Source organism: Asanoa sp. NPDC050611 (genome assembly GCF_040654855.1).
GTDB lineage: Bacteria > Actinomycetota > Actinomycetes > Mycobacteriales > Micromonosporaceae > Asanoa.
This window is the reverse complement of the sequence record NZ_JBFAIU010000168.1, coordinates 1-16,110: the sequence shown is the minus strand read 5'-3', so window position 1 is coordinate 16,110 and position 16,110 is coordinate 1. Positions and strand designations below refer to the sequence as shown.

Below are 16,110 nucleotides of genomic sequence, written 5' to 3'. Positions count from 1 at the left end.
GCGGTCCGTGCTCGGCAGCCACTGCCGCGCCGCGGCCGTCGTGTCGGCATCGCGGCCCGTGCTCGGCAGCCACCGCCGCGTCGGTCGAGCTCAGGGGTGGAGCGTGGCGCCCTTGAAGATCTTGTCGACGTCCGCGCGCGGGCCGTGTACCGCGAGCCCGACCAGGTCGAGCTTGTCCGCCTGCACGGCCGCCACGGCCGCGCGGTTGTCGGCGTCGTTGCCCGTGGCGAACAGGTCCGCCGTGAACACCGCCGGTGTCAGGCCGCGGCGCAGCGCCCGCTCGCGGGCCGCGGTGAGCAGCGCGGCGTCGCCCGCGTAGACCATCACCGGCTGGCGGAACATGGGCAGGTACGGGGTGCCGTCCGCGTCCGCGTACGGCTGGCCGATCGTTTCGGGTCGCGTGCCGGCGATGCCACTGACCAGGAACGCCGTCACGTTCAGCCGCTGCCACACGGCCAGGTCGTCGCGGAGCAGCACAGCGATCTTCGTGTTGAACCTCATGCCTCCCAGCGTCTTGCCGCCGACACCCGGCGGTCTTGTACGTTTCTGACATGGACGGCCAGCGGCTGCGCGCATGGCGGCCCGCGGTGCCGGGGATCGCCGAGGTCCTGCACGCCCGGTTCGTCACCCACGCGTACCCGCTGCACACCCACGACGCCTGGACCCTGCTCGTCGTGGACGACGGCGCGATCCGCTACGACCTGGACCGGCACGGCCACGGCGCCGTCACCGACCAGGTCACCCTGTTGCCGCCCGATGTCCCGCACGACGGGCGCGCCGCCACCCCGGGCGGCTTCGTCAAGCGGGTCGTCTATCTCGACCCCGACGTGGTCGGCCGCGAGCTGACCGGCGCCGCCGTCGACCACCCGGCGCTGGCCGATCCCATGCTGCGCCGGCGGGTCGCCCAGTTGCACAGCGTGCTCGACGGGCCCGGCGACGAGTTGCAGGCCGAGAGCCGGCTGGCGCTCGTCGTGGACCGGATCCGGGGGCACCTCGGCGCCCCGGGCCAGCGCGACCCGGTCGCGCCGCGCCGGCTCGCTCGGGACCTGCGCGACCTGCTGGACGGCCACGTCACCACCGGCCTGACCCTCGACGACGCCGCCGCGCGGCTCGGCGCTCATCCCTCCCATCTGGTGCGCGCGTTCACCACGGAGTTCGGGTTGCCGCCGCACGCCTACCTCGTCGGGCGGCGGGTCGACAGGGCCCGCGCGCTGCTGCTGGCCGGCCAACCGGCGGCGGGCGTCGCGGCCGACGCCGGTTTCTACGACCAGGCGCACCTGACCCGCACGTTCCGTCGATACCTCGGCCCGCGCATCCGCCCTCTACCGCGGAGCGCGGGGTTTCGTATGCCCGTCATCGCGTGGCCCGCCTGAGGCCGCGGCCGTGGTCCGCCGGTTGGACCTGCGTTACGGGCGCGCCCGAGGGCCGACGGCAGGCGTGCCCCCGATGGCGGCGCGAGCGGCCGCAACGACGTCTGGTTCGCGCGAGGTCTTGGGAGACGACCCCCCACCGCGCGGTTCTCTTTCTCAATGGAGCCGGCTGATCGGCTCCTACTCAACGTTGGTCGCCGGCGGGCCGGCACGGTGCGAAATTGGCGTGCGCATCGCGGTTTCCCGCGGCGTGGCCCGCTCGCTGACGCGCTGATCGAGTCGAGTGACCGCGTCGTTGAGGTCGGTGAAACCAGTTGATCAATTGGCCGACGGCCGGTGACACGGCATCGCTGGGCCCCGACGTTGACCCGGCTGATGGAGCCGGACGGCGTCGCTGGGGTTGGCCAGGCGAGCTGATCAAGGACATGCGGGCCTTGGGCATGTGCATCGCGGTGGCTATTTCTGCGGCCTAGACGTTGACTCGGTTGATGGAGCCGGACGGCGTCGCCGGTGTTGGCCAGGCGAGCTGATCAAGGACATGCGGGCCATGGGCATGCGCATCACGGTCGCCCTTCCAGCGGCCTAGACGTTGACCCGGCTAATGGAGCCGGACGGTGTCGCCTGGAGCGGCCGAGCCGATCAAGGGCTGACTGCCCCTAGGACGCAGCCGTGCCGGTCCTTGCCGAAATCGGGTCGCTGCGCGCGAGGCGCTTCCGGCCGTCTTCGGCCACGGTCGGAGGAGCGGCGGTAGGCGGCCGGGATGTCGCCGCGGCTGGCCACCGCGCAACTGACCCCGACCAGCGGCTTTCGGCGTGCGACACGATCTGGAGCCCCGGTGCGCGCGCCGTCACCGGCTTGCCTGGTGGGCAAGGCCCGTGTTTCGCGGACCTGGCAGCGAAGCGGAGCGAGCGATGTCTGGCGGGAGCGACGGTCGTGCCCACCCACGGACCCGAGCCCCGCCCTAGAATTGGATCTTCGTCTACGTCATGCTCACCGTCACAGCGTCGGCGAGTCCGCAAGTCCGCCCCACCTGCGGGTATATGTTCGGGTTTGGTCGGTCGGTTCGCCGGCTAAACGGGCATTCCTGGCGGCTCGCGGGTGACGTAACACGGCAGAAACTTTTGCGACACGCTCGGGCAACGGCCCCGCCATAGCGTCGCTGCCAGCCTTGCCGAAGACAGACGGCCCACGAGAAGCCGCTACGAGAGCGACGTGCCAGGAGGACGTGTTGTTCGCCAATCCCGAGGAACTCCTGCGATACCTCAAGGACGAGGACGTGAAGTTCGTCGACGTCCGGTTCTGCGACCTGCCCGGCGTGATGCAGCACTTCAACGCCCCGGTCGAGTCCATCGACGACGATATCTTCACCGCCGGCCTCGCGTTCGACGGTTCGTCGATCCGTGGTTTCCAGCAGATCCACGAGTCCGACATGCTGCTGCTGCCGGACGTGGCTTCCGCGTTCATCGACCCGTTCCGGGCGCAGAAGACGCTCGCGCTGAACTTCTTCATCCACGACCCGTTCACCCGCGAGCCCTACTCGCGTGACCCGCGCAACGTGGCGAAGAAGGCCGAGGCCTACCTGGCGGCCAGCGGCATCGCCGACACCGCCTACTTCGGGCCCGAGGCCGAGTTCTACATCTTCGACTCGATCCGCCACGAGACCAGTGCGCACCAGGCCTTCTACTACATCGACTCGATCGAGGGCGCCTGGAACACCGGTCGCGAGGAGGCGGGCGGCAACCGCGGTTACAAGACCCCGTACAAGGGTGGCTACTTCCCGGTGCCGCCGGTCGACCACTACGCCGACCTGCGTGACCTGATCGTGCGCAACCTCGTCGACTCCGGCTTCACCGTCGAGCGGTCGCACCACGAGGTCGGCACCGCCGGGCAGGCCGAGATCAACTACAAGTTCTCGACGCTGCTGCACGCGGGTGACCAGCTGCAGCTGTTCAAGTACATCGTCAAGAACACCGCGTGGGCCGCCGGCAAGACCGCCACGTTCATGCCCAAGCCGCTGTTCGGTGACAACGGCTCCGGCATGCACACGCACCAGAGCCTCTGGCTGAACGGCGAGCCGCTGTTCTACGACGAGACCGGGTACGCGGGTCTCTCCGACACGGCCCGCTGGTACATCGGCGGCCTGCTGCACCACGCCCCGTCGCTGCTGGCGTTCACGAACCCGACCGTCAACTCGTACCGCCGCCTCGTGCCCGGCTTCGAGGCCCCGGTCAACCTGGTGTACTCGCAGCGCAACCGCTCCGCCTGCACCCGCATCCCGGTGACGGGCAGCAACGCCAAGGCCAAGCGCGTCGAGTTCCGCGTGCCGGACCCGTCGGCCAACGTCTACCTCGCCTTCTCGGCGATGCTGATGGCCGGCCTCGACGGCATCAAGAGCAAGATCGAGCCGCCGGAGCCGATCGACAAGGACCTCTACGACCTGCCGCCGGAGGAGTTCAGCTCCGTCAAGCAGGTCCCGGGCTCGTTGCCGGAGGTCCTCAACTCGCTCGAAGCCGACCACGACTTCCTGCTCGAGGGCGGCGTCTTCACGCCGGACCTGATCTCGACGTGGATCGACTACAAGCGCGAGCACGAGGTCGACCCGGTCCGCCTGCGGCCGACCCCGCACGAGTTCGCGATGTACTTCGACGTCTGACATCTGCCGCGTCAAACGAGCCGCCGACCGTCCTCAGGGAACGGTCGGCGGTTCGCTTTTTTCTGCCCGGGTCCGTCGGCGGCGCGGCCGTTGCTCCCGCCGGGGAGCGCTCCGCTACGCTCCGCTGCCAGGCCCGCGGTTGGTCGCGGTCAGACCGGGAAGGGGAGGGCATGGCGGGCGGTGCGGAACGGTGGGTGCGGCGCGCGGCCGAGGCCGGTGACAGCGACGCGATGGCCGCCGTGGGCCAGATCCTGCAGGACCGCTGGGACCTGACCGAGGCCGAGGAGTGGTACCAGCGCGCCGCCGACGCCGGCCACGTCGGTGCGATGGTCAATCTCGGCGTGCTGCTCACGATGCGGGGCGAGGTGGCCGAGGCCGAGCGCTGGTACCACCGCTCCGCCGAAGCCGGTGACACCGACGCGATGATCAATCTCGCGGGGCTCCTGGCCGATCGCGAGGACCGGGCCGGCGCCGAGCACTGGCTGCGCCGGGCCGCGGACGCCGGCGAGAGCGACGCCATGGTGAACCTGGGTCTGCTGGCGGCAGGTGACGGCGACGGGGCCGCCGCACGACGGTGGTACCAACAGGCAGCCGACGCGGGCGACGCCGCCGGCATGCTCAACCTGGGCGTTCTGGCCGAGCAGCACGGCGACCTGGCGGCGGCGCAGGAGTGGTACGAACGCGCCGCCGAGGCCGGGGACCACCGCGCCCGGATGAACCTGGGCAACCTCCGCGGCCGCCGCGACGACTCCTGACGCGGTGCACGCGTCCCCCTAGACTCGCCGCGTGGGCATCTTCTCCAAAAAGGACGACTGGCGGCCGCCGCGGCCGCCGGACTGTGCCTGCCGGGAGCATCTCGACGACGTGCTGACGGAGATCGTCCCGAACCGGGACTGGGACGAGGACCCCACGGTCGCCGAACTGCTGGACACCGGGTCGCTCGGGGTGAAGCCCATGGCCCGCGGGGAGCGGTTCGCGGCTCCCGTCGACGAGGAGCGGAACGAGTCGACGGTGGGACCGCTGCACTGGGTGCTGTGGGCCGCCGACGAGATCTACGGCTGTTACGACGACGACGCCGAGCTGCCGGTCGACCGGTCGATCGCCAACCAGCCGGGCGTGGACGTGGTCGAGTGGTTCGACCGCGAGGAGTTCTGGATCGGCGCACCCGACCTCTGCGAGAGCGGCCTGCTCGCCGCGGTCGCCCGGGCGCTGCAGGACCCCCGGGTCCGCGTCAGGAGAAACGGCTGAAACGGCGCGCGCACCGCCCGTACAAGGAGAAACTGTGTCCGACGACGGGGGAACCGCGATGCGCATGCTCATGACCGTCCAGATGGACACCGAGGCCTCCACCAGGGCCATCCACGACGGCAGCCTTGGCCAGCTCGTGGACTCGACAATGGAGCGGATCACTCCCGAGGCGGTCTACTTCGCTACCCGGGACGGTGTCCGGACGATGTACGTGGTCTTCGACCTGGACGAGCCGGTACGGATGATCGAGATCGCTGAGCCGCTCTTCGCGGGCCTGCAGGCGAGGATCGACTTCACACCGGCCCTGACACCCGACGACGTGCGCCAGGGCATCGAGCCGATCGCCAAGCGCTGACGGCTCTGGTCCGCCGTGCGCGGAGGGTCTAACCTGCGACGATGGTGGACGAGTTCGCGCGGGCCCTCCGGCTGATGCGTCGCCGCGACCCGCGGCTGGCCGAAGAGGGCTTCCAGCGGCTGCGGGCGATCGCCGCCGACCATGTCGACCGGCTGGCCGACGAGTTCCGGCGGGAACCCGACCACGACCTGCGCTGCCGGCTCCTCGAGCTGATCGGCGAGGCACGCTCGCCGCGGGCCTTCGACCTGCTGGTCGGCCAGCTCCGCGGCGGCGACGAGGCGTTGCGCGACTGTGCCGAACGCGGCCTGCGCCTCCTCGACACCGCGGAGGCGCGGACCGTGCTCGGCTAAGAGATCAAGCGGCCGGCGTACGCGCGGCCAGGGCCTGCTGGTAGAGCCGTCCCGCGCGGTAGCTCGAGCGGACCAGCGGGCCGCTCATCACGCCCGCGAAGCCGATCTGCTCCGCCTCCTGGGCCAGCTCGACGAACTCCTCCGGCTTCACCCAGCGCTCGACCGGGTGGTGGCGCGGCGACGGGCGCAGATACTGCGTGATCGTCACCAGCTCGCAGCCCGCCTCGTGGAGGTCGCGCAGCGCCTGGGTGATCTCCGACCGCTCCTCGCCCATGCCGAGGATCAGGTTGGACTTCGTCACCAGGCCGAAGGCGCGCGCCTGCGTCAGGACGTCCAGCGACCGCTCGTACCGGAAACCGGGCCTGATCCGCTTGAAGATCCGGGGGACCGTCTCCAGGTTGTGCGCCAGCACCTCGGGCCGCGACTCGAAAACCTGAGAGAGCAGCGCCGGCGTGCCGTTGAAGTCCGGGATGAGCAGCTCGACGCCGCAGCCCTCCTGGAGGGCGTGGATCTGGCGGACCGTCTCCGCGTAGAGCCAGGCGCCGCCGTCGGGGAGATCGTCGCGGGCCACGCCGGTGACCGTCGCGTAGCGCAGGCCCATCGTGGCGACCGACTCGGCGACCCGGCGGGGCTCGTCGGCGTCGAACTCGGCCGGCTTGCCCGTGTCGATCTGGCAGAAGTCGCAGCGCCGGGTGCACTGGTCGCCGCCGATCAGGAAGGTGGCCTCGCGGTCTTCCCAACACTCGTAGATGTTGGGACAGCCAGCCTCCTGGCACACGGTGTGCAAGCCTTCGCGCTGAACCAGACCGTGGAGCGAGGTGAACTCGGGGCCCATCTTGGCCTTGACCTTGATCCACGGTGGCTTGCGCTCGATCGGCGTCTCGGCGTTCCGCGCCTCGATGCGCAGGAGCCGGCGGCCTTCTGGAGCGATCGTCACGAATCCGAGCGTATCCCGGTGTTCATCCTTCCTACATACGGGGCGACACGGTTCACATGTGCGCGGTGCCTGTGACGCCGCTCACCGGCTTAATCGGTGGGGGTGGACGGTACCCTCAACCCCAACGGCACAGACGGAACCGAGTAGCGACCGATCACGCCGGCCGAGAGAGCCACCAGCTGCTGTGACGGTGGACCGGCGCCGCGTCGCGAAGACACTCCCGAGCCGAGCACGACAAATGAGGCTCTAGTGGGATAAATCCGACTAGAGCGAAGGTGTGGTGGCACCGCGAGGAACCCGCTCGCCCACACCTCCCGGGGATCGCGTTGCGACCGACGAGGAGGACCACCAATGCAACGCATCCTGTCCAGCCAGCTGCCCGCCCACGCCGGCCGCACCGTCACCGTCGCCGGCTGGGTTCATCGCCGCCGCGTGCTGAAAGCGGTCGCCTTCCTGATCCTGCGTGACCGGGCCGGCCTGGTGCAGATCGTCATCAACGACCCTGGACTGCGCGAACAGCTCGAGGAGCTGACGGAGGAGACTGTCGTCGAGGTCACCGGCCTGGTGACCATCAACAGCGCCGCGCCATTGGGCGTGGAGATCACCCAGCCGGTCGTACGCGCGCTGAGCGCGGCCGCCACCCCGCCCCCGTTCGACCTCTACCGGCCGCTGCTCACGGCCACCCTGCCGACCCAGCTCGACCACGCGTCGGTGGCCCTGCGGCACGCGACCCGACGCCGGGCGGTCACGGCGGCGGCCGCCGCTGCCGAGGGGTTCCGGGCGACCCTCGACGAACGCGGCTTCACGGAGATCTTCACGCCCAAGATCGTCGCCTCGGCCACCGAGGGCGGGGCCAACGTCTTCGGCATCGACTACTTCGGTAGCCGCGCCTTCCTCGCCCAGAGCCCGCAGTTCTACAAGCAGCTCATGGTCGGGGTCTTCGAGCAGGTCTACGAGGTCGGCCCGGTGTTCCGCGCCGAGCCGCACGACACCGCGCGGCATCTGGCCCAGTACACGTCGCTCGACGTCGAGCTCGGCTTCATCGACGACCACCGCGACGTGATGGCCGTGCTGCGCGACGTCGTGGCCGGCATGACCGACGCGGTCGCCGAGCGGCTGCCAGGCGTCAAGATGCCGGACGTGCCCGCCGAGATCCCGGCCGTCCACTTCACGACCGCGTTGGAGATCGCCGGCGCGCCGGACGACGAGCCCGACCTGGCCCCCGCCCACGAGCGGGCGCTGGGCGAGTGGGCGCTGCGGGAGCACGGCTCGGACTTCCTCTTCGTGACCGGCTACCCGATGCGCAAGAGGCCGTTCTACACGCATCCCGAACCGGGACGCCCGACCCACTCGAACTCGTTCGACCTGCTGTTCCGTGGTCTGGAGATGGTCACCGGCGGGCAGCGGCTGCACGAGTACGCCGACTACGTGGCCGCGTTGAAGGGCGACCTGACCGGTGTCGAGACCTACGTCGAGGCGTTCCGGCACGGCATGCCACCGCACGGCGGTTTCGCCATCGGCCTCGAGCGCTTCGTGGCGCGTCTACTCGGCGCGACGAACGTCCGCGAGGTCGCCGTGTTCCCGCGCGACCTGCACCGCCTGACGCCGTGATCGGAGAGAGCCCCTTCCTCCGGTGGGGAAGGGGCCCTTCTTCGCGTGAACCGGATCGCTTGATCGTTCCGATGAAGAGGGTATGAGGACACCACTGAGACCACGGTCCGCAGCAGCGGCGCGCGGCGGGCCTGTCCGTTCGCCTGACGTCAGCCCAGGAGGGTCGGCAGGCGGCGCTCGACGATCGGCAGCACGTCGTCCACCGTGACCTGGCGGCCGAGCTCGGCCGTCAGCGACGTGGTCGTCGCGTCGCGGATGCCGCAGGCGACGATGTGGTCGTAGGCGGCCAGGTCGCAGTCCGCGTTGATCGAGAAGCCGTGCTGGGTGACGCCCCGCGAGACCCGGATGCCGATCGCGGCGACCTTGCGGGCCGGGCCGCGGTCGTCGGCGGGCACCCAGACGCCGCTGCGGCCCTCGATGCGGTCCGTGGCCAGGCCCAGTTCGGCGCAGGTGTCGATGAGCATCTGCTCCGTGCGCCGCACGTAGGCGACCACGTCGATCGGAGCGGGCAGTCGCAGGATCGGGTAGCCGACGAGCTGACCGGGGCCGTGCCACGTGATCTTGCCGCCGCGGTCCACGTCGATCACCGGGCTGCCGTCGGTCGGGCGGTCCCAGGGCTCGGTGCGCTTGCCGGCCGTGTAGACGTACGGGTGTTCCAGGAGCAGCACCGTGTCCGGGGTGAGGCCGTTGGCCACCTCTTCGTGGAGGCGACGCTGCTCGTCCCAGGCCGCCAGGTAGTCGATCGTGCCGAGGCGGCGGGCGTGAAGCTTGGGAAGCACGCTGGTCACAACCGAACTCTAGCCCGCACCGGGCGGCACAGCCCCGGGACATGATTCGCGTCATGCCGAGCGTCAGCGGTACGGGTCGGTGATCTCGCGCAGCTTGGCCAGCGTGTCCCGCAGCGCAGCGGTCTCCGCCGCCCCGAGGTGGGCCGCCCACTCCGCCTCCACCTCGGCGACGACGGCGGCCGCCACCGGGACCGCCCGCGCGCCCCGCGCCGCCACCCGCACGAGCCGCGCCCGCCCGTCGGCGGGGTCGACCACCCGTTCGACGTACCCGGCCCGCTCCAGACCGTCGACCAGGAAACCGGCTGTCTGCTTCGTCACCTGCGCCCGCTCCGCGAGATCGGTCAGCCGCGTCCCGCCCGGGTCGATCCGCTGGAACACCCGCGCCTGCGCGGGCGTGACGTCGTCGAACCCCGCCGACCGCAGCGCCGCGAAGACCCGGTTCTCCATCGCCCGGTACGGGATGAACAGCAGCAGACCCAGGTTCACCGGCCGGCACCTCCTTGACGATAGTCAGAGAATCTGACCTAATTTGATAAGAGCCTCTGACTAAGTTAGCGGGTGGCGCCGATGGACCGCGAGACGAGCTGGCAGGTGATCGCCGAGCAGCGGCTGGCCCTGGCCGACCTGCTCGCCGGGCTCAGCCCGGCCGAGTGGGAGAAGCCGTCCCTCTGCGCGCGGTGGCGGGTCCGCGACGTGGCCGCCCACATCGCGATGACGCCCCGGCCGCCGGGGCCGGCAGTCCTCGCCCGGGCGGCCCTCAAGGCGCGGGGGAGCTTCGACCGCCTCAACCACGACCTGGCCGTCGCGTACGCGACCGAACGCACCACCGACGACCTGGTCAACGAACTCCGCACGCACGCGACCGAGCGGAAGCTCCCGCTGGTCACCAACTACCGCAACGTGCTGCTCGACGTCCTGATCCACCTGCAGGACGTGGCCATCCCGCTCGGCCACCGGGCGCCGATGCCCACCGACGCCGCCCGCGCCGCCGCCACCCGCATGTGGGAGATGGGCTGGCCGTTCCACGCCCGGCGCCGGATGCGCGGCTACCGCCTCGTGGCCACCGACGCCGACTGGTCCGCCGGCGCCGGCCAGGAGGTCCAGGAACCGATCGCGACCCTCCTCCTGCGCATGAGCGGACGGCTCACTTGATCCGCCACACCCAGGCGTCGTCGATCCGTTCGCCCTGGCCGAGCAACTGCCGCGTCGCCATCAGCAGCGCGTCGTGCTGCACCGGCCACTTCGCCCCGTGGATCCGGTCGGCCAGCACCACCGCGTCGACCTGCCAGTACGCCAGATCGGCGCGCGCCTGGGCCTGCTCCGCCGGCCCGATCGGCGGCACCACGCCGGTCCGCGCCACCTCGTAGAGCATCCCGTCCATGTAGCGCGGCACCGGACCGATCCGCCCGCGCCCGTCCGGCCCGCCCGGCCCCAGGTAGAAGCCCGAGACCAGGTGGAACTCGCCCTGCCCGTGCGTCCACGCGTACGCCTGCCAGCGCTGCCCGTCCGCCACCGTGTCCAGCGTGAACGGCACCGTGGCCAGGACCCCGCCCGGCGGCACCACCGACGTCCACGCCCCGGACGTGACGAACGCCGGGATCGGCTCCCGCGCCACCGTCAGCAGGTTGACCGGCAGCAGTGGCACCAGCGCGACCGCGAACGCCGCCGGCCAGACCCGACCCCGTGGTCGGGCGTCGACCAGCAGCGCCAGCAGCAGCCCGACGATCGGGGTGACCACCAGGGCCAGCCGTTGTGGCAACGCCGCGTTGAACACGGGCAGCGGGTTCAGCAGCGCGTACGGCAGCGGAACGTCGGTGTAGTTCTTGAAGATCTTGACCGCCGGCCCCCAGGACAGCACCGCGAACACCAGCGCGGTCACCCCGAGCGCCCGCAGCGTGGCGCGGCGGCCCGGCGCGGCGACCCGCCACAGGTACCAGAACGCGGCGATCGCGAGCAGCACCAGCGGCAGCCCGAAGAACGAGTTCTCCTCGGTCTCGTTCGGCGCCAGCGAGGTGTCCAGGCCGAGCACACCGGCCAGCGAGCGCTGCGGGAACGCGAAGTAACCCGCGACGTCCTCGCTGTGCACCCGCGCGTCGAACCCGGTGCCATGGAACCGCTGCGGACCCAGGAAATGCATCCAGATGGGGTACGACAGCAGCGCCCCCGCCACGACGGCCGTGACACCGAGCCCGCGCAGGACGCCCGGCAGCGCCGCCCGCGCCTCGGCCCGGGTCGTGCGCGACAGGGACCACACGCCGAGGAAGACGAACAGGGCCAGCGCGATGAAGAAGAGCCCCTCGGCGGCGATCGAGAACGCGACCGCGACCAGCACACCGAGCAGCAACCCGTCGCGCAGCCACCGCCCGTCCCGGAGCCGGATCACGCGCCAGACCACGATCGGCACCAGCCAGCCAGCGGTCCAGTTCAGGTGCGCGTTGGCGTGCGAGACCATGCTCGGCGCGAACGCGATGAACAGCGCGCCGGTCGCGGCGGCCAGGGGCGAGCGGACCAGGTGGCGGGAGAGCAGCCAGAACCAGGCGTACGCGGTGGCGACCAGGTTGAGCGTCAGGATCACGAGGAACGTGACCGGTGCGCAGACGAGGAAGGTGAGCGGCGCGAACAGCACGGCGTACACCGTGATCGACGTGTTGACGGCCAGGTTGGCACCGTCGGGGAAGCCGATCAGGTGGGTGAAGAACGGGTTCTCCCCGTGCGTGATCGCCCGCGCGCCGTAGGAGAGCAGCCACTCGAACAGGGCCTGGTCGCTGGAGTTGACCTTGATGGCCCGGCCGTTCGGGTCGATCCACAGGCCGCTGGTCACCCAGACCGCGACCACCAGCGCGATGCCCGTGACCAGCAGATCCGTGCGCCGGCGACGGGCGCGCGCGGGCGCCGCGGGTGCGACGTCAGGGGGAGCGGGGGACGCGATCGACACGGGCGGAGGCTACCAATGGGGACGACACGCCCAGAAAGCGCCCGTTGCTTGCGGTCTTATTGAAAATGACATCCAATGCCAAGCATGAAAATCGCCTTCGTCGGAAAGGGCGGCAGCGGCAAGACGACCTTGGCCGCCCTGCTCGCCCGCCACCTGGCCGCCGCGCCGGACCGTCCGCCGCTGCTGGCCATCGACGCGGACATCAACCAGCACCTGGCCGCGGCCCTGGGCCAGGACGCGCCTCTCCCGGCGCTGGGCGACCACCTCGACGAGATCAAGGAGTACCTGCGCGGCGACAACCCGCGGATCTCGTCGGCCGCCGCGATGGTCAAGACCACCCCGCCTGGTCGCGGCTCGCGGTTGCTCACGATCGCCGGGACCAATCCGGTGTACGAGGCGACCGTGCGCGAGGTCGGCGGCGTGCGGCTGGCCGTGACCGGCCCGTTCGCCGAGCGGGACCTGGGCGTCGCGTGCTACCACAGCAAGGTCGGCGCGGTCGAGTTGCTGCTCAACCACCTGGTCGACGGCCCGGGGGAGTACGCGCTGGTCGACATGACCGCCGGCGCCGACTCGTTCGCCTCAGGGCTGTTCACCCGCTTCGACGCCACGTTCCTCGTCTGCGAGCCGACCCTGCGCAGCGTCGGCGTCTACCGGCAGTACCTCGGCTACGCCGCGGACCACGGCGTCCGGGTGCACGTCGTCGGCAACAAGGTGACCGACGAGTCCGACGTGGACTTCCTCCGCTCGCACGTCGGCGCCGACCTGTTGACCTGGATCGGCCGCTCCGACTGGGTCCGCGCCGCCGAGCGCGGCCGGTTCCTGCCGCTGGACGCCCTCGAGCCCGCCAACCGGGCGGCCCTGGACCGGATCCGGGCGGCCGCCGACGCGGCGGAGAAGGACTGGCCGCGGTACGCCCGCCAGGCCGCCGAGTTCCACCGGCGCAACGCGGCCGCCTGGGCCGACGCGCGCACCGGCGAGAACCTCGCCGACCAGATCGACCCGGACTTCGTCCTGGGTGCCCAATTGATCCACTGAGGAGAGCCGATGTCCCTGACCGTTCCCGCCGACCTGCTGACCCGCGCCGAACAAGGGCCGGTCGACGACGCCGCGTTCGTCGACTGCGTGCGCGCCTCGCTGCCGTACGCCTGGGAGGTCGTCTCCGACGTCGCGTCCCGGGCGGGCGCCGACGTCGCCGAGCACGCCGTGCCACCGCCGAGCGAGGTCGAGCGCGGGCAGTTGCTGCGCGCGCTGGCGAGCGACTCGATCCGCGGCGCGCTGGAGCGCCACTTCGGCGTGAAGCTCGCCTTCCAGAACTGCCACCGGGTCGCCGCGTTCCCGCCGGCGGCCGTCGACAGCGAGGGCTACCGCGAGTTCGTGTCACCGCGGGCGCAGATCCGCAACCAGACCCCCGAACTCCGGGACTGTTAGGTACGCCACATCCAGGGTCGGCGATATGTGTGATCGTCGACCATGTCAGATCGATGGTCGCGAATCGTAGCCTCCTGGGAACCCGTCCCCTAGGAGGTCGTCGTGACCAGACGGATCCTGTCCCTCTGTGCCGCCGGCGCGGCGCTGGTCGTCGCGGCGGTGCTCGCGCTGGCCGCGCCCGCGCAGGCGGCACAGCTCACCGCGGTCAACGGTTTCGGGTCCAACCCCGGAAACCTGGCCATGTACGCGTACCGCCCCGACGGCCTGCCCAGCGGCGCGCCCGCCGTGGTGCTGCTGCACGGCTGCAGCCAGGACGCGAGCACCTACTTCACCAACAGCGGCTGGCGCACGTTCGCCGACCGGTGGCGCTTCGCGCTGATCGTGCCGCAGCAGAACAGCGGCAACAACGCGACGTCGTGCTTCAACTGGTTCGAGACCGGCGACATCAGCCGGGGTTCCGGTGAGGCGGCCTCGATCCGGAACATGGTCGGGTACGCCGTCGCCAACTACGGCACCGCGGCCAACCGCGTCTACGTCAGCGGGCTGTCGGCCGGCGGTGCGATGAGCGCGGTCATGCTGGCCACGTACCCGGACGTGTTCGCCGCCGGCTCGGTCGTCGCCGGTATCCCGTACCGCTGCGCGACCAGCATGGTCAACGCGTTCAGCTGCATGAACCCGGGCGTGGACAAGACGCCGGCCGCCTGGGGCGACCTGGTGCGGGGTGCCTTCCCCGGTTACACCGGGGCCCGGCCGAAGGTGGCCGTCTGGCACGGGACGTCGGACTTCACGGTCGCGACCGCGAACGCCAACGAGTCGCGTGACCAGTGGACCAACGTGCTGGGCGTCTCCGCCTCGCCGACCAGCACCGCGACCCTCGGCGGCGGGACCACGTTGGAGCGGTACGGCAACGACCAGGTGCGGGTCTACCGCGTCTCCGGGATGGGGCACGGCACGCCGGTCGACCCGGGCACCGCGGCCGACCAGTGCGGCACGGCCGCCGCGTACTTCCTGGACACCATCTGCTCGGCGTACCACGACGCGACGTTCTTCGGGTTGAACACCGGCGGGCCGACCACGCCGCCGACCTCGGGGCCGCCGACCACGCCTCCGCCGTCGTCCGGGCCCTGCGTGACCGCCACCAACTACGCGCACGTCGCCGCCGGACGGGCCTACCAGCAGCTCGGGTACGTCTACGCCCGCGGCTCCAACCAGGCGATGGGGCTCTACAACGTGTTCCAGACCAACGCGCTGCGGCAGACCGGCCCGGACTACTGGGTGGTGGGCTGCTGACGGCACAGCTTTACGCCGCGCGGTCCCGGTCCCTGGTGCCGGGGCCGCCGAAGCGGCTGCCGTAGGGCCGGCCGGACGCGTCCGGCGCGTGCACGATGCCACCGAGCACGGCGCCCTCGTAGCCCGCGAGGTCCGGCGGTGTCCAGCGCTCCACGTCGGCCCGCGCCGCGAACATGGCCTGGTCGAGCTGCTCGCGGGCGTGCGCGACGCGGGACGAGGGGTCGCGCACCGCGCCGAGCGACTCGCCGAGCGGCCCGGATACCGCCTCCAGCCGGCGCAGCCCGGCCACCGGGTCCGGCCGCGCCTCCGCCAGCTCGGTGGCCAGCGCCATGGCGGCCTCGTCGGCCCGCGTCACGTCGGCGGCCAGGCCGACCTTGTCGCCCCGGGCGTTGCCGGGCGGGCGGCCGGCCATCGCCAGCACCGCCTTGCCGGCCGCGACCTCGGCGTGCAGGTCGGCGAGCAGCTCGGCCGCGGCGTCCTCGGCGGTGGCCAGGTCGGCGGCGAACGCGTCGAGCGCGTCGAGCAGTGCCTCGGCCTGGCCGAGCGCCTGCTGCGCGGTGCGCAGGCCGGTCCGCCGGCCGTCCTGCTCGAGCTCGGCGCTGGCGAACTCGATCCGGGCCCCGGCCTGGGTCAGGTTGTCGGCGATCGGGCGCAGCGCGCTGTCCGCGTACGCCGCCGTCAGCTCCTTCCAGGTCGTCCCCGCGACCGTGAGCCGGGCGCGGGCCTCGTCGCGGCGGACCGTGAGCCGGCTGGCCAGGCGGGCCTCCTCGCCGGCCCGCAGCAGCTCGAACGGCTCGGCCCGGGCGTCCAGGCGCTGGTTGGCGGCGGCGCAGTGCTCGACGATCGCGCGCAGCGCGCGGCGGCGGCTGAACTCATCCTCCGGCTCGTGGTCGTCGAGGTGCTGCCGGACCCGGAAGGCTTCCGAGAGGTCGGCGCGGGCGGCGGTCACCGCCTCGACGAAGCCGACGGTCGCGTCCCGGCCGTGCTGGGCCTGTGCGAAAGCCAGTTCCTGCTCGCTCGTGCAGAGGGCGTTGTCGGCGGCGACCAGAGCCGCGTCCGCCTGCGTGAGCCGGCGGGGCGTAGGGAGGTCGCCGCCGTGATCCAGGGTGTCGGCGTGGGGGTGCGGTCGGGCTGGTTGGGGGGGT

Annotated in this window: 16 protein-coding genes and 1 pseudogene; 11 read left to right on the top strand and 6 right to left on the bottom strand. The window is 71.5% G+C overall.

What is annotated here, in order from left to right; genetic code table 11:
• Window positions 1-90: 90 nt before the first annotated feature.
• Window positions 91-501, bottom strand: a complete 411-nt coding sequence (locus tag AB0H87_RS24255) for a DUF2000 domain-containing protein (protein WP_360149738.1) — start codon at window positions 499-501, stop codon at window positions 91-93.
• 50 nt (window positions 502-551) lie between these two features.
• Here AB0H87_RS24255 and AB0H87_RS24250 point away from each other — a divergent pair, with 50 nt between their 5' ends.
• From AB0H87_RS24250 to AB0H87_RS24225, 6 genes are all read left to right on the top strand, one after another.
• Window positions 552-1,373 carry an AraC family transcriptional regulator gene (locus AB0H87_RS24250; protein WP_360149735.1) on the top strand — a complete coding sequence of 274 codons (822 nt, stop codon included), beginning with the start codon at window positions 552-554 and terminating at the stop codon, window positions 1,371-1,373.
• A 1,225-nt stretch (window positions 1,374-2,598) separates the two neighbouring features.
• Window positions 2,599-4,023: a type I glutamate--ammonia ligase gene (gene glnA / locus AB0H87_RS24245; protein WP_360149732.1), complete on the top strand. Its 1,425-nt coding sequence runs from the start codon at window positions 2,599-2,601 to the stop codon at window positions 4,021-4,023.
• A 170-nt stretch (window positions 4,024-4,193) separates the two neighbouring features.
• Window positions 4,194-4,778: a tetratricopeptide repeat protein gene (locus AB0H87_RS24240; RefSeq protein ID WP_360149730.1), complete on the top strand. Its 585-nt coding sequence runs from the start codon at window positions 4,194-4,196 to the stop codon at window positions 4,776-4,778.
• Window positions 4,779-4,809: 31 nt separating this feature from the next.
• Entirely contained in the window at window positions 4,810-5,271 is a 462-nt protein-coding gene (locus AB0H87_RS24235; RefSeq protein ID WP_360149727.1) for a hypothetical protein, read from the top strand.
• Window positions 5,272-5,305: 34 nt separating this feature from the next.
• Window positions 5,306-5,626, top strand: a complete 321-nt coding sequence (locus AB0H87_RS24230) for a hypothetical protein (RefSeq protein ID WP_360149724.1) — start codon at window positions 5,306-5,308, stop codon at window positions 5,624-5,626.
• A gap of 41 nt (window positions 5,627-5,667) precedes the next feature.
• Window positions 5,668-5,976: a HEAT repeat domain-containing protein gene (locus tag AB0H87_RS24225; protein WP_360149722.1), complete on the top strand. Its 309-nt coding sequence runs from the start codon at window positions 5,668-5,670 to the stop codon at window positions 5,974-5,976.
• A gap of 4 nt (window positions 5,977-5,980) precedes the next feature.
• Here the strand turns inward: AB0H87_RS24225 and lipA are convergent, their stop codons facing one another.
• A complete protein-coding gene (lipA, locus tag AB0H87_RS24220; RefSeq protein ID WP_360149719.1) occupies window positions 5,981-6,913 on the bottom strand; it encodes a lipoyl synthase in 933 nt (310 codons plus the stop codon).
• Between the two features lie 351 nt (window positions 6,914-7,264).
• Between lipA and aspS the strand changes: the two genes are divergently transcribed.
• Complete coding sequence (gene aspS / locus AB0H87_RS24215; RefSeq protein ID WP_360149716.1) at window positions 7,265-8,524, top strand: aspartate--tRNA(Asn) ligase; 1,260 nt, start codon at window positions 7,265-7,267, stop codon at window positions 8,522-8,524.
• A gap of 149 nt (window positions 8,525-8,673) precedes the next feature.
• On the opposite strand, the gene lipB is transcribed toward aspS, so the two are convergent.
• Window positions 8,674-9,312 (bottom strand): lipoyl(octanoyl) transferase LipB, encoded by a 639-nt coding sequence (gene lipB, locus AB0H87_RS24210; RefSeq protein WP_360149713.1) that lies wholly within the window; start codon window positions 9,310-9,312, stop codon window positions 8,674-8,676.
• A gap of 63 nt (window positions 9,313-9,375) precedes the next feature.
• Window positions 9,376-9,798 (bottom strand): MarR family transcriptional regulator, encoded by a 423-nt coding sequence (locus tag AB0H87_RS24205; RefSeq protein WP_360149710.1) that lies wholly within the window; start codon window positions 9,796-9,798, stop codon window positions 9,376-9,378.
• An 81-nt stretch (window positions 9,799-9,879) separates the two neighbouring features.
• On the opposite strand from AB0H87_RS24205, the gene AB0H87_RS24200 reads away from it, so the two are divergent.
• A complete protein-coding gene (locus AB0H87_RS24200) occupies window positions 9,880-10,464 on the top strand; it encodes a maleylpyruvate isomerase family mycothiol-dependent enzyme (RefSeq protein ID WP_360149707.1) in 585 nt (194 codons plus the stop codon).
• Here the strand turns inward: AB0H87_RS24200 and AB0H87_RS24195 are convergent.
• The gene (locus AB0H87_RS24195; protein WP_360149743.1) at window positions 10,457-12,241 is read right to left on the bottom strand and encodes a DUF2079 domain-containing protein; all 1,785 of its coding nucleotides are present in this window, start codon (window positions 12,239-12,241) and stop codon (window positions 10,457-10,459) included. The two genes, AB0H87_RS24200 and AB0H87_RS24195, sit on opposite strands and share 8 nt — an antisense overlap.
• A gap of 90 nt (window positions 12,242-12,331) precedes the next feature.
• Here AB0H87_RS24195 and AB0H87_RS24190 point away from each other — a divergent pair, with 90 nt between their 5' ends.
• The 3 genes from AB0H87_RS24190 to AB0H87_RS24180 all read left to right on the top strand — a co-directional run bounded on the left by AB0H87_RS24190 (window position 12,332) and on the right by AB0H87_RS24180 (window position 14,965).
• Window positions 12,332-13,282 (top strand): ATP-binding protein, encoded by a 951-nt coding sequence (locus AB0H87_RS24190; RefSeq protein ID WP_360149705.1) that lies wholly within the window; start codon window positions 12,332-12,334, stop codon window positions 13,280-13,282.
• 9 nt (window positions 13,283-13,291) lie between these two features.
• A complete protein-coding gene (locus AB0H87_RS24185) occupies window positions 13,292-13,675 on the top strand; it encodes an SCO5389 family protein (RefSeq protein WP_360149702.1) in 384 nt (127 codons plus the stop codon).
• Window positions 13,676-13,819: 144 nt separating this feature from the next.
• A complete protein-coding gene (locus tag AB0H87_RS24180) occupies window positions 13,820-14,965 on the top strand; it encodes a PHB depolymerase family esterase (protein ID WP_360149740.1) in 1,146 nt (381 codons plus the stop codon).
• Window positions 14,966-14,975: 10 nt separating this feature from the next.
• On the opposite strand, the pseudogene AB0H87_RS24175 reads toward AB0H87_RS24180, so the two are convergent.
• Window positions 14,976-16,110 (bottom strand): annotated as a pseudogene (locus AB0H87_RS24175) (hypothetical protein); the annotation flags it as partial.

Excerpts from the sequence above, each read along its gene's own strand:
- AB0H87_RS24250 (WP_360149735.1), top strand. The coding sequence starts at position 552 with ATGGACGGCCAGCGGCTGCGCGCATGGCGGCCCGCGGTGCCGGGGATC.
- AB0H87_RS24190 (WP_360149705.1), top strand. The coding sequence starts at position 12,332 with ATGAAAATCGCCTTCGTCGGAAAGGGCGGCAGCGGCAAGACGACCTTG.
- AB0H87_RS24185 (WP_360149702.1), top strand. The coding sequence starts at position 13,292 with ATGTCCCTGACCGTTCCCGCCGACCTGCTGACCCGCGCCGAACAAGGG.
- AB0H87_RS24225 (WP_360149722.1), top strand. The coding sequence starts at position 5,668 with ATGGTGGACGAGTTCGCGCGGGCCCTCCGGCTGATGCGTCGCCGCGAC.
- AB0H87_RS24200 (WP_360149707.1), top strand. The coding sequence starts at position 9,880 with ATGGACCGCGAGACGAGCTGGCAGGTGATCGCCGAGCAGCGGCTGGCC.
- aspS (WP_360149716.1), top strand. The coding sequence starts at position 7,265 with ATGCAACGCATCCTGTCCAGCCAGCTGCCCGCCCACGCCGGCCGCACC.
- AB0H87_RS24240 (WP_360149730.1), top strand. The coding sequence starts at position 4,194 with ATGGCGGGCGGTGCGGAACGGTGGGTGCGGCGCGCGGCCGAGGCCGGT.
- AB0H87_RS24255 (WP_360149738.1), bottom strand. The coding sequence starts at position 501 with ATGAGGTTCAACACGAAGATCGCTGTGCTGCTCCGCGACGACCTGGCC.